Here is an 11,815-nt window from a genome sequence, read left to right as displayed (position 1 = left end):
CATGGTCGAGGGGGCGGGCGAACTCCCGGTTGCGCTCCGCGTGCTGTCCGCCCTCCTGCTGGGGGCGGGGCTGCTGATCATGCTGCGACGCATGCCTTGGGAGGCCTTCTTTGTCCCCGGGCGCACGCAGCTCTTTGTGATCGCCACGCTGTGTCTGTTTCTGATCTGGGGTCTGCGTGCACAGACCCTGGAGGGCCTGGCGCTGCACTTTCTTGGCATGGCCACGATTACGCTGATGTTCGGCTGGCAGCTGGCGATCTTGATGGTATTTCTGGTGGTCGCGGGACTGGCCCTGCTGGGGGCGCTGCCGCTTGCGGCCTTTCCGCTGACAGTCCTGCTGGCGGGCGTGCTTCCGGTAGCTGTGACCTGGGGGCTGCTGCGGGCGACTGAGGCCTGGCTGCCCCGCCACATGTTCATCTACCTGTACGGGGTCGCGTTCCTCGGCGGGGCCCTGACGGTGGCGGCCACGGTGCTGACCTCGGCGGTGATCTACGGGCTGTTCACCGACCTGGCCTGGGGCGATATCTACCGCGATTACGTGCGCTATCTGGCCCTGCTCGTGCTGCCCGAGGCTGTCCTCAACGGCATGGTCGTCACCGGTCTGGTGATGGTGCGCCCGGAGTGGCTGGCGACCTGGTCTGACGAACGCTATGTGCACGGGCGCTGATCCGTTCAAACCTTCTTGTGGCCGCATTTCCCTACCGGTTTTTATGTTAATGAACCGTTCAGGGAAGCCCTGCTAACGTTCACTTCACGATGGGGTGCAACCCCGTTGGTGAGCTGCAAACGAGGAGACCACAACAATGAAAACCAAGCTGTTCGTTCTGGCCGGGATCGCAGGGAGTGTGCTGATGCTGTCCTCCGCCGCGCAGGCGGCCGACATCCAGGCTGGCCAGTCCAAGTACCAGTCCACCTGCCTGAGCTGCCATGGTGCACAGGGCAAGGGGCAGGCGATCTTCCCCGCGCTGGCCGGTCGTGACGCCGAATACGTGACCGACAAGCTCGAGCGCTACCGCGCCGGTGAAGAGGTCGGTTCCCATACCGGTCTGATGCGCCCGCATGCCCAGGCGCTGAGCGATGACGACATCGCCAACGTGGCCGCCTTCATCGAGTCCGAATTCAACTGATTCAGGCAACCGCGAAGTGGCAAGCCGACGGGCCGGGGTTTCCCCGGCCCGTTTGCGTTGGAGGGCCTGTCGCATGCGCCGCCTTTTGCCTGCCATGGCGGCATCCGGTAAAGTTCCGCGGTTCCGAGAGCGTGGCCGATGGTCGGTCCCGCTATCCCAGAGATTTCTGCGAGGCTTCCCATGGCACAACCCGATTTCATTGCCCCGTCCATCCTCTCCGCCGACTTTGCCCGTCTGGGCGAGGAAGTCGACAACGTCCTGGCCTCCGGCGCGGACATCGTCCACTTCGACGTGATGGACAACCACTACGTGCCGAACCTGACCATCGGCCCGCTGGTCTGCGATGCCCTGCGCAAGCACGGCGTGACTGCGCCGATCGACGTGCACCTGATGGTCAAGCCGGTGGACCGCATCATCCCGGACTTCGCCCAGGCCGGCGCCAGCTACATCACCTTCCACCCGGAGGCCTCCGACCACATCGACCGCACCCTGCAGTTGATCCACGCCGAGGGCTGCAAGGCGGGTCTGGTGTTCAACCCGGCGACCCCGCTGTCCTACCTGGAATACGTGATGGACAAGGTCGACATGATCCTGCTGATGTCGGTGAACCCGGGCTTTGGCGGCCAGAAGTTCATCCCGGCCACCCTCGACAAGCTGCGCGCCGCGCGCAAGATGATCGACGAATCCGGGCGTGATATCCGCCTCGAGATCGACGGTGGTGTGAAGGCCGACAACATTCGCGAGATCAAGGCTGCGGGTGCGGATACCTTCGTCGCCGGCTCCGCGATCTTCGGCGCGTCCAGCGACTCCGACGCGAACCGCTACAACAGCATCATCCAGCAGATGCGCGACGAGATGGCCAAGGCCTGATTCGCCCGGAGACCAGGATGTCCCTGAAGCGCCCCCGCATGATCCTGATCGACCTGGACGGCACGCTGATCGACAGCGTGCCGGACCTCGCCTATAGCGTGGATGCCATGATGCGCGAGCTCGGCCTGCCCGAGCGCGGCGAGGCGGCCGTGCGCAACTGGGTCGGCAACGGCGTGGAAAGGCTGGTCAAGCGGGCGCTGCTCAATGCGCTCGACGGCGAGCCGGACCCGGAGACCTTCGAGCGGGCCCTGCCGGTGTTCATGCGCATCTACCAGGAGAACACCGCCGGGCGCTCGCCGCTGTACCCGGGGGTGCGCGAGGGGCTGGACCAGCTGAAGGCCGCCGGTTACCGCCTGGGCTGCGTGACCAACAAGGCCGAGCGCTTCACCGTGCCGCTGCTGCGCGAGAAGGGCATCCTCGATGACTTCGAGATCGTGGTCGCCGGTGATGCCCTGCCGCAGAAAAAGCCCGACCCGGCGCCGCTGTTGCACGCGGCGAACGAGCTGGGTGTCGACCCCTCCGAGTCGCTGATGGTCGGGGACTCGAAGAGCGACGTGAAGGCGGCGCGCGCGGCGGGCTTCCAGATCGTCTGCATGACCTACGGCTACAATCACGGCGACGACATCCGCGACGAAAATCCAGACGCCGTGCTGGATCGCCTGGACGAACTGCCGGGACTGCTGCCAGCCCGGGCGGCCTGACATGATCGCAATGGACCGGACAGCGGGGCGATGGCGAAACGGCGACTGATCTGCCGCGCCGTCTGCCCCTCTCTTGTCAGGAACCCTTGTGATGACCCCCGAACAGTTCGACGCCCTGGCCCGCGAGGGCTATAACCGCATCCCGCTGGTGCGCGAGGTCCTGGCGGATCTCGAGACCCCGCTGTCCATCTTCCTGAAGCTGGCCAACCGGCCGTATTCCTACCTGTTCGAGTCGGTGCAGGGCGGGGAACGCTGGGGCCGCTATTCTTTTATCGGCCTGCCGGCGCGGACCCGGGTGCGGGTGCACGGTCACGACATCACGGTGGAGACCGACGGTGACCTGGTCGAGCAGACCACCGAGACCGATCCACTGGCCTGGATCGAGGCCTACCAGGCGCGCTTCAAGGTTGCCGAGCTGCCGGGCCTGCCGCGCTTCACCGGTGGCCTGGTCGGCTACTTCGGCTTCGAGACCGTGCGCCTGATCGAGCCGCGCCTGGAGGGCCCGGAAAAGCCCGATGCGCTGGGGCTGCCGGACATCCTGCTGATGGTCTCCGAGGAGGTCGTGGTCTACGACAACCTCTCCGGGCGGCTGTATCTCGTGGTGCATGCCGATACCTCGCGCCCCGACGGACAGGCCGTGGCGGCCGAACGCCTCGACGAGCTGGAGAGCCGGATCGGCGAGCCGCTGGTACCGCCGGAGGACCCGCCGCACCCGCACGCGGTGCCGGAGTATGTGCCGGGCTGGTCGGCCGAGGGCTTCCAGGCTGCCGTGGCGCGGGCGCAGGAATACATCATGGACGGCGACGTGATGCAGGTGGTGCTGGCGCAGCGCATGAGCGTGCCGTTCTCGGCGCCCCCGCTGAACCTCTACCGCGCGCTGCGGGCGCTGAACCCGTCGCCCTACATGTACTACCTGGACCTGGACGACCACCATGTGGTCGGGGCCTCGCCGGAGATCCTGGTGCGGCTGGAGGATGACCGCGTGACCGTGCGTCCGATCGCCGGTACCCGCCCGCGCGGGCGTACCGAGGAGGAGGACCGCGCGCTGGAGGTCGAGTTGCTGGCCGATCCGAAGGAACGCGCCGAGCACCTGATGCTGATCGACCTCGGGCGCAACGACGTTGGTCGGGTCTGCGAGATCGGCTCGGTGGAGGTGACCGACACCATGACCATCGAGCGCTACTCGCACGTGATGCATATCGTCTCCAATGTGGAGGGCCAGCTCGCCCCGGGGCACTCGCCGATGGACGTGCTGCGGGCGACCTTCCCGGCCGGTACGGTCTCCGGCGCGCCGAAGATCCGCGCGCTGGAGATCATCGACGAGCTGGAGCCGGTCAAGCGCGGGCCGTATTCCGGTGCGGTCGGTTACCTCTCCTGGTCCGGCAACATGGATACCGCGATCGCGATCCGCACGGCCGTACTGCATGACGGTGAGCTGCACATCCAGGCCGGGGCCGGCGTGGTGCACGACTCGGTGCCCGAGAACGAGTGGCAGGAAACCCTGAACAAGGGGCGCGCGGTCGTGCGCTCAGCCGAGCTGGCACTGGGCGGACTAGGGCCGCGCAAGCACCGTGGCTGAGGGCGTGATGACCGACGCAGAACGGGCAGCACGAACGCGGTTGTCGGACACGCCGGGCGCACTCGCGCTAGTCTGCGATCTGTACCGGTCCGGTGCGGCGGAGGGACTCCCGGCATGATCCTGATGATCGACAACTACGACTCGTTCACCTTCAATCTGGTCCAGTACCTGGGCGAGCTGGGGGCGGAGGTCGAGGTGCATCGCAACGACCAGATCACCCCCGACCAGGTCGCCGAGCTGGCGCCTGCCGGGATCATGATCTCGCCCGGCCCCTGCACCCCGAACGAGGCGGGTGTGTCCATGGAGGTGATCCGCCGCTTTGCCGGGCAGACTCCGATCCTCGGGGTCTGTCTCGGGCATCAGGCGATCGGTCAGGTGTTCGGCGGGCGCGTGGTGCGGGCCCGCGAGATCATGCACGGCAAGACCTCCCCGGTGCATCACACCGGGGTGGGGGTCTTTGCGGGCCTCGAGAATCCGCTGGAGGCCACGCGCTATCACTCCCTGGTAGTGGAGTCGGCCTCGCTGCCCGATTGCCTGGAGGTCACCGCCTGGACCGAGCGCGAGGATGGCACCCGCGACGAGATCATGGGTCTGCGCCACCGTGAACTGGACGTCGAGGGCGTGCAGTTCCACCCCGAATCCATCCTGACCCGGCAGGGGCACGAGCTCCTCGACAACTTCCTGCGCCGCCTGCCCCAGCCGGCGTGAGCGGAGGGAAGCACTGGTCAATGTACGCACCCGCGTTGGTGCCCCATGTTTTCCGAGACCAGGAGCATCGTGCAGCGGGTAGTGGTTCTACCGGCCCGTTTTTGATTGATTCGGGGCGCAACGCAGGATCGGGGAACATGGGGCTCCAACCCCACAAGCTATTCAATGCGGGGGCTCGGCCGCCCGTTGTTATCAAAAACGGGTGTGCGCACGGCGTTGCGGCTCCCTTGTGCAGAATGACTGCACGGCGGTCACCGCGCCTTGTTCGCACGCAAAAGCGACTCGAGCGCGGGCGCGTACATTGACCAGTGCTTCCCTAGAACGCCGCACCCGGCTGCGCTTCGCGCTGCTGGTCGCGCCCCTGGCGCTGCTGGCGCCGTTCTCGCTGGATACCTACCTGCCGTCGTTTCCGGCGATGGCCGCGGACCTGTCCGTCGACGGTGCGGCGATGCAGGCGACGCTGTCCTCCTATCTGGTCGCCTTTGCCCTGGCCACGCTGGTAGCCGGGCCGCTGTCGGATGCCTTTGGCCGGCGTCCGGTCGTGCTGTGGGCGCTAGTGGCCTATGTCGCGACATCCGCGCTGCTGGTGGTGGCGGTGGAGTACTGGCAAGTGATCGGGTTGCGGATCGGCCAGGGCTTCGCGGCGGCGGCGGGGGTGGTGGTGAGCCGTGCCCTGGTGCGCGACCGTTTCGACCCCATCGATTCGCGGCGCGTATTCGCGATTGTGACGATCATGTTCGCGATGGGGCCTGCGATCGCGCCCATCCTGGGCGGCTATCTGCAGTCCGCGTTCGGGTGGCGGTCGGTGTTCGCGTTCCTGGTGCTCTACGGGGTCGTGCTGTTGCTGGCCGCGCGTCTCTGGCTGCCGGAGACCCTGCCCCCGGTCGGGCGCGTGTCCAGCCGGCCGCGGCTGGTGCTGGGGCGCTATGCGGGTACGTTGCGCAACGTGCAGTTCCTGCAGCCGGTGCTGGTGCATACCACCCTGTTCGGGGCCAAGTTCCTGTTCGTCGCGGCCTCGCCCGCGCTGATCTATGTCCATCTCGGCGGGGGCGAGCGCGATTTCTGGTGGCTGTTCGCGCCCATGGTGGTCGGGCTGATGCTGGGGGGCGTGGCCTCCGGCTGGAGTGCCGGGCGCGTGGCGCCCGAGGTCACGGTCCGCATCGGCTTGCTGCTCACCGGGATTTCGCTGGCGCTGGTGGGCTGGGCGGCGCTGGCCCCGGAACCCTCGGTGGCGGCGGTGACCCTGCCGTTTGCGCTGTACAGCTTTGCCCTGGCCCTCGGGATGCCCTCGCTGACCCTGCTGGCGCTGGACTGCTATCCGGGGGCGCGCGGTATGGCCTCGGCGATGCAGGCCTTTATTCAGCTCGGGTTTGCAGCCCTGCTCACGCTCTTCGTGGTCGACTGGCTGGATGACGTCCTGCTGCACCTGGTCGCCGGTGCGGCGGTCATCTGGCTCTTTGCTGCTTTTGTCTGGTTCGGCGGAGGATTAGGGAAACGCTGACCCCTATGCACACTCGCGCTCGAGTCGCTTTTGCGTGCGAACAAGGCGCGGTGACTGCCGTGCAGTCATTCTGCACAAGGGAACCGCAACGCTGTTCCCGCGCCCGTTGTGATCAAAAACGGGCGGCCGAGCCCCTTCGAGGCTGGCACCCCAGGTTCCCGGATCCTGCGTTGCGGCCCTTGCCGGTAAAACCACTACCGGCTGCGCACCGCGCCTAGTCTCGGAAAACCTGGGGTACCAACGCGAGTGTGCATAGGGGTCAGCGTTTCCCTGGTTCGTGCCGCGCGGGAGCGGGCGTTACACTAGCGCTCCCGATTCCCCGACAGGAGCAGCCCTGTGACCGTGCAGCAAGCCATAGCGGCCCTGATCGAACGCCAGAACCTGGACCAGGCGGCGATGACCGCCGTAATGCAGGCAGTAATGACCGGCGAGGCCACCGATGCCCAGATTGGCGGGCTGCTGGTGGCCCTGCGCATGAAGGGCGAGACCATCGAGGAGATCCGCGCGGCGGCCGGTGTAATGCGCGAGCTGGCGACCCGCGTGGATGTCCCGCGCACCGGGCTGGTCGATACCTGCGGCACCGGCGGCGATGCCTCCGGCACCTTCAATATCTCCACCGCCTCGGCGTTGGTCGCGGCGGCCGGTGGCGTGCGGGTGGCCAAGCACGGCAACCGCTCGGTGTCGTCGAAGTCCGGCTCCGCGGACGTGCTGGAGCACCTGGGGATCCATCTCGGGCTGGCGCCGGAGGCGGTCGGGTCCTGCATCGAAGAGGTCGGCGTTGGCTTCCTGTTTGCTCCGGCCCATCATGGCGCGATGAAACACGCGATCGGCCCGCGCAAGGAGCTGGGCGTGCGCACGCTGTTCAATGTGCTGGGCCCGCTGACCAACCCTGCCGGGGCGCCGAATCAGGTGCTGGGCGTGTTCTCCGATGCCTGGGTGCGGCCGCTGGCCGAGGCCCTGAAGGGACTGGGCAGCGAGCATGTGCTGGTGGTGCACGCCGAGGACGGGCTGGACGAGATCAGCATCGGTGCCCCGACGCGTGTGGCCGAGCTGAAGGATGGCGCGATCGAGGAGTACACCGTCGTGCCCGAGGATTTCGGGCTGGCACGGAGCGGGCTGGACGCGATCCGGGTCGACAGCGTGGAGGCCTCGGCCGCGATGCTGCGCGGGGTGCTGGAGGGGCAGGCCGGCGCGGCTCGCGATATCGTCCTGCTGAACGCCGGGGCCGCGATCTACGCCGGGGGTGGCGCCGAGTCGCTGGCCGCGGGCGTTGGCCGTGCGGCCGAGGCGATCGATTCGGGTGCCGCCCGCGAGCGCCTGGAGCGGCTGCAGGCGACCAGTGCACGATTGACCAATCAAGGAGCAGGAAGCTGATGACTGACGTCCCGGACATCCTCAAGCGGATCCTCGAGCGCAAGCGCGAGGAACTGAAGGAACGCGAGGCCTTCTGGCCGTTGCGCGAGCTGCGTGGCTGGATGGGGTCGGCCCCGGAGCCGCGCGGGTTCCGGGCGGCGTTACAGCGCGATATCGATGCCGGCCGCGCGGCCGTGATCGCGGAGATCAAGAAAGCCAGCCCCAGCCAGGGGCAGATCAGCCCGAACTTCAACCCCGAGGTCTTTGCCCGCAGCTACGAGGAACACGGGGCCACCTGCCTGTCGGTGCTGACCGACGTGGACTTCTTCAAGGGGCGTGACGGGGATCTGCGGGATGCGCGCGTGGCCTGCCAGCTGCCGATCCTGCGCAAGGATTTCGTGATCGACCTCTACCAGGTCTACGAGGCGCGGGTGCTGGGGGCGGACTGCGTGCTGCTGATCGCCGCCGCGCTGGATGACACCGCGCTGCACGAACTGTACTTCCTGACCCGCGAGCTGGGCATGGATGCCCTGGTCGAGGTGCACGATGCCGAGGAGCTCGAGCGCGCGAAGAAGATCGGGGCGGATCTGATCGGCATCAACAACCGCGACCTGCGCACCTTCGAGACGCGCCTGGAGACCACGCTGGAGCTGAAGGACCAGGTGCCGGACTCGGCGCTACTGGTCACCGAGAGCGGCATCCATACCCGTGAGGATGTGGCGCGCATGCAGGAGTCGGGGGTGAATGCCTTCCTGGTAGGCGAAGCCTTCATGCGGACCGAGGATCCGGGCCAGGCGCTGGGCCGGCTGTTCCGCGGCGAAGACTAGTACCACGGCAACAAGTCGCCCGGGGTTTGCTTGCTTGCTTGCGGGCGCGGCGCCCGCCCGTATTGGCTGCGGGCAGGTTTTCGCCAGGGTGCCGCTCAGCGGGTGCCGAACACCACGATGGTCTTGCCGTGGGCGGTGATCAGCCCGCGTTCCTCCAGGTCCTTCAGGACACGCCCGGCCATCTCGCGAGAGCAGCCGACGATGCGCGCGATCTCCTGGCGGGTGATGCGCAGCTGCATGCCGTCCGGGTGGGTCATGGCGTCGGGCTGGCGTGCCAGATCCAGCAGGGTGTGGGCAATGCGGCCGGTGACATCGACAAAGGCCAGGTCCATCACCTTGCGCGAGGTCTGGCGCAGGCGGGTGGCGATCTGGCTGGTCAGCAGCATCAGGATCTCCGGGTCGCGCTGTGCGATCTCGCGGAACTGGGTGTAGGGGATCTCGGCGGTCTCGGTATCCTCGCGGGTGACGACCGTCGCCGAACGCGGGTCATCCTCGAACATGCCGAGTTCGCCGAAGAACTCGCCCTTGTTCAGGTAGGCCAGGACGAGCTCGTGGCCGTTGTTCTCGCCCAACACGGAAACGGAACCGCTGACGACGTAGTACAACGTATCCGGTACCGTGCCGGAGTGAATGATCGTCGTGCGCTTGCGGTAGTGCCGGCGATGGCAGTAACCGAGGAAGCGCTCCAGTGCCGGCGACGGCTGCGCCGGGCGGTAGACGAACGGATTATTCATAGTCATGGCATCCATGGCTTTTAACGTCTCGCTTGTTGAGGACGGTTTTCAGTGTAATTCAGCCCTCCGTGAGCGGGACCCGGGTGTCGGGATCGAGTCACAAAATCCAACGACCAGCATTTGATTTTGTGTCTTGCATCTCAAAGTTCATGCATTTTTTGTTGAGTATAGGCCACACAGGGCCTTCCAAACGGGCCGAAGTTGTGGGCAAAAGGAGACGCGCATGCAGGTCAGGGTGAAGTGGCTGGAGCAGGTGGCGTTTGTCGGCGAGACCGGCAGCGGCCACGCGATCGTGATGGACGGCCCCCCGGATGCCGGTGGTCGGAACCTGGGCGCCCGCCCGATGGAGATGCTGCTGCTGGGGCTGGGTGGCTGCACCAGTTTCGATGTCGTGGCGATGCTCAAGAAGGGACGCCAGGAGGTCCTCGACTGCGAGGTCACAGTGGACGGTACGCGGGCCGAGACGGTGCCCAAGGTGTTCACCGACATCCACGTGCACTTTCGGGTCTACGGCCATGGCCTGTCCGAGAAGCAGGTGGGGCGCGCGGTGGAGTTGTCCGCGGAGAAGTACTGCTCGGCCTCGCTGATGCTGGGGGCGGCGGCCCGGGTTACCCACGACTTCGAAATCCTCGAGGGCCCCGCGCCCCGCTGAGACACCCGCGCAGTCGGCGGGAATTTTCCCCAAAGGGCGTAGCGTGTTTCCCTGACGCCCCGGGACGTCTACAATCCGCCGTTCCCTGCGCACCGGGCAAGAGGAAACGCCATGCCCCGTCACAAGAAGCAGATCAAGCTCCACGGGTTCAACAACCTGACCAAGAGCCTGAGCTTCAATATCTACGATATCTGCTACGCCTCCGGCGAACGCCATCGTGACGAGTACATTGCGTACATCGACGAGGCCTACAACGCCCAGCGTCTGACGCAGATCCTGACGGACGTGGCCCACCTGATCGGGGCCAACATCCTGGATATCTCGCGCCAGGACTACGACCCGCAGGGCGCCTCGGTGACGATGCTGATCTCCGAGGAGCCGGTGGCGACCGAGATGATCGGCTACACCGAAGGCCCGGGCCCGCTGCCGGAAACGGTGGTCGGTCACCTCGACAAGAGTCATATCACGGTCCATACCTATCCGGAGGCGCACCCGGAGGGCGGGATCGCAACCTTCCGCGCGGATATCGATGTTTCCACCTGTGGTCGCATCTCCCCGCTACGCGCGCTGAACTACCTGATCCACAGCTTCGAGTCGGACATCGTGATCATGGACTACCGCGTGCGCGGCTTTACCCGCGACGTGCGTGGCAAGAAGCACTTCATCGATCACAAGATCAACTCCATCCAGGACTTCCTCTCGCGCGACACCAAGGAGAAGTACCAGATGGTGGACGTGAACGTGTACCAGGAGTACCTGTTCCACACCAAGATGGTGCTCAAGGATTTCGATCTCGACAGCTACCTGTTCGGCCTGGGCAAGGATGACTACTCGGCGAAAGAGGCCAAGCGCATCGCCAAGTTGCTCAAGCACGAGATGATGGAGATCTTCTACGGCAAGAACATGAGCCGCCCCGCCTGATACGCGATACCGCGTTCCTTGACCGGCGCGGCAGCATCGCCTGGAGACACCCGCGGCGGGCGCTCCATCTGGCACACTGTCGGGACCTGTCCGCGAACCGGAGGTCCCATGTCCAGTCGTGCGCCCGCGATCGACGCCCGCCCGGCGATGTTTCGCAATCACCCGTTCGGTTTCATCTTCAGTGTCCTGCTGATCGCGGCCTTTGGTCTGGGGCTGTTGATCCTGCTGTGGTGGTATCTGCAGACGCGCTCGGTGCGTCTGCGCATCGATGCCGATCAGGTGCACCTGGAGGAGGGCCTGCTCAGCAAGTCCCATGTGGACCTGGACATTGGCCAGATCCGCACCGTGAAGGTCGATCAGAGCTTCTGGAACCGGATCTTCCGGGTCGGCGAGATTGCGGTGTACACCACCGGCGACAACCCGGAGTTCCGTGTGAGCGGTATCCCCGATCCGCACCGCGTGCGTGACTACGTGCGCGATCGTCGCGAGGCGGCCGCGTGAGTTCCGGCGATCGCCGCGACAGCCGCCTGGCCCTGCGCATACTGCTGGGGACCTCGGCGCTGGCCGCGTTGCTGGTGGCGTTGATCGTGCTGGGCGCGGCCGTCACCCTGCCCGGGCTGTCCGAGTGGGTCGCGATCACGTTCGACGATGGCATTGGGCTGCAGATGGCGGCCCTGGTCGCCGCGATCGTCTCGGTGCTGGTCATGCTGGTGTTCGCGCTGGCCGCTGGTGAGGGGCTGATCGGCGAGTTGCAGTTCATGATCCCCGGCTTTTTCTTGTTCTTTGTCTTTTTCTGGCTGCTGCTGGCCTGGATTTTCTGAACCGACCGGCGAGCGGTCCCG

General features: G+C 66.2%; 14 protein-coding genes. 13 read left to right on the top strand and 1 reads right to left on the bottom strand.

The genetic code is table 11. From position 1 onward, the window contains the following. Window position 1: 1 nt before the first annotated feature. From F466_RS0100915 to trpC, 9 genes are all read left to right on the top strand, one after another. Window positions 2-667: an energy-coupling factor ABC transporter permease gene (locus tag F466_RS0100915; RefSeq protein ID WP_018137885.1), complete on the top strand. Its 666-nt coding sequence runs from the start codon at window positions 2-4 to the stop codon at window positions 665-667. A gap of 136 nt (window positions 668-803) precedes the next feature. Further along, window positions 804-1,127: a c-type cytochrome gene (locus F466_RS0100910; protein ID WP_018137886.1), complete on the top strand. Its 324-nt coding sequence runs from the start codon at window positions 804-806 to the stop codon at window positions 1,125-1,127. A gap of 180 nt (window positions 1,128-1,307) precedes the next feature. Continuing rightward, window positions 1,308-1,997 (top strand): ribulose-phosphate 3-epimerase, encoded by a 690-nt coding sequence (rpe, locus tag F466_RS0100905; protein WP_018137887.1) that lies wholly within the window; start codon window positions 1,308-1,310, stop codon window positions 1,995-1,997. A gap of 17 nt (window positions 1,998-2,014) precedes the next feature. Next, complete coding sequence (locus F466_RS0100900; RefSeq protein WP_018137888.1) at window positions 2,015-2,698, top strand: phosphoglycolate phosphatase; 684 nt, start codon at window positions 2,015-2,017, stop codon at window positions 2,696-2,698. 91 nt (window positions 2,699-2,789) lie between these two features. Next, the gene (gene trpE, locus F466_RS0100895; protein ID WP_018993234.1) at window positions 2,790-4,277 is read left to right on the top strand and encodes an anthranilate synthase component I; all 1,488 of its coding nucleotides are present in this window, start codon (window positions 2,790-2,792) and stop codon (window positions 4,275-4,277) included. Window positions 4,278-4,391: 114 nt separating this feature from the next. Beyond that, entirely contained in the window at window positions 4,392-4,985 is a 594-nt protein-coding gene (locus F466_RS0100890; RefSeq protein ID WP_018174921.1) for an aminodeoxychorismate/anthranilate synthase component II, read from the top strand. A gap of 301 nt (window positions 4,986-5,286) precedes the next feature. Beyond that, the gene (locus F466_RS0100885) at window positions 5,287-6,486 is read left to right on the top strand and encodes a multidrug effflux MFS transporter (RefSeq protein WP_018993233.1); all 1,200 of its coding nucleotides are present in this window, start codon (window positions 5,287-5,289) and stop codon (window positions 6,484-6,486) included. A 336-nt stretch (window positions 6,487-6,822) separates the two neighbouring features. Beyond that, window positions 6,823-7,860 carry an anthranilate phosphoribosyltransferase gene (gene trpD / locus F466_RS0100880; RefSeq protein WP_018993232.1) on the top strand — a complete coding sequence of 346 codons (1,038 nt, stop codon included), beginning with the start codon at window positions 6,823-6,825 and terminating at the stop codon, window positions 7,858-7,860. Continuing rightward, window positions 7,860-8,666, top strand: a complete 807-nt coding sequence (trpC, locus tag F466_RS0100875; protein ID WP_018137893.1) for an indole-3-glycerol phosphate synthase TrpC — start codon at window positions 7,860-7,862, stop codon at window positions 8,664-8,666. Before trpD ends, trpC begins: the two co-directional genes overlap by 1 nt. Before the next feature lie 95 nt (window positions 8,667-8,761). Here the strand turns inward: trpC and crp are convergent, their stop codons facing one another. Then, window positions 8,762-9,400 (bottom strand): cAMP-activated global transcriptional regulator CRP, encoded by a 639-nt coding sequence (gene crp, locus F466_RS0100870; protein ID WP_018137894.1) that lies wholly within the window; start codon window positions 9,398-9,400, stop codon window positions 8,762-8,764. Between the two features lie 223 nt (window positions 9,401-9,623). Here crp and F466_RS0100865 point away from each other — a divergent pair, with 223 nt between their 5' ends. The 4 genes from F466_RS0100865 (at window position 9,624) to F466_RS0100850 (ending at window position 11,794) form a co-directional block, all read left to right on the top strand. After that, window positions 9,624-10,052 carry an OsmC family protein gene (locus F466_RS0100865; RefSeq protein WP_018137895.1) on the top strand — a complete coding sequence of 143 codons (429 nt, stop codon included), beginning with the start codon at window positions 9,624-9,626 and terminating at the stop codon, window positions 10,050-10,052. A 111-nt stretch (window positions 10,053-10,163) separates the two neighbouring features. Continuing rightward, window positions 10,164-10,973 carry an adenosylmethionine decarboxylase gene (speD, locus tag F466_RS0100860; protein WP_012983717.1) on the top strand — a complete coding sequence of 270 codons (810 nt, stop codon included), beginning with the start codon at window positions 10,164-10,166 and terminating at the stop codon, window positions 10,971-10,973. A gap of 108 nt (window positions 10,974-11,081) precedes the next feature. Continuing rightward, window positions 11,082-11,474: a PH domain-containing protein gene (locus tag F466_RS0100855; RefSeq protein WP_018137896.1), complete on the top strand. Its 393-nt coding sequence runs from the start codon at window positions 11,082-11,084 to the stop codon at window positions 11,472-11,474. Then, complete coding sequence (locus tag F466_RS0100850; protein ID WP_018137897.1) at window positions 11,471-11,794, top strand: hypothetical protein; 324 nt, start codon at window positions 11,471-11,473, stop codon at window positions 11,792-11,794. The genes F466_RS0100855 and F466_RS0100850 overlap by 4 nt, the downstream gene beginning before the upstream one ends. Window positions 11,795-11,815 lie beyond the last annotated feature (21 nt).

Origin of the sequence: Thioalkalivibrio sp. ALgr1 (genome assembly GCF_000378285.1) — a bacterium.
In the GTDB taxonomy this organism is placed as follows: Bacteria; Pseudomonadota; Gammaproteobacteria; order Ectothiorhodospirales; family Ectothiorhodospiraceae; genus Thioalkalivibrio.
The sequence above is the reverse complement of the archived record's forward strand: the minus strand, read 5'-3'. Positions and strand labels throughout refer to the sequence as shown.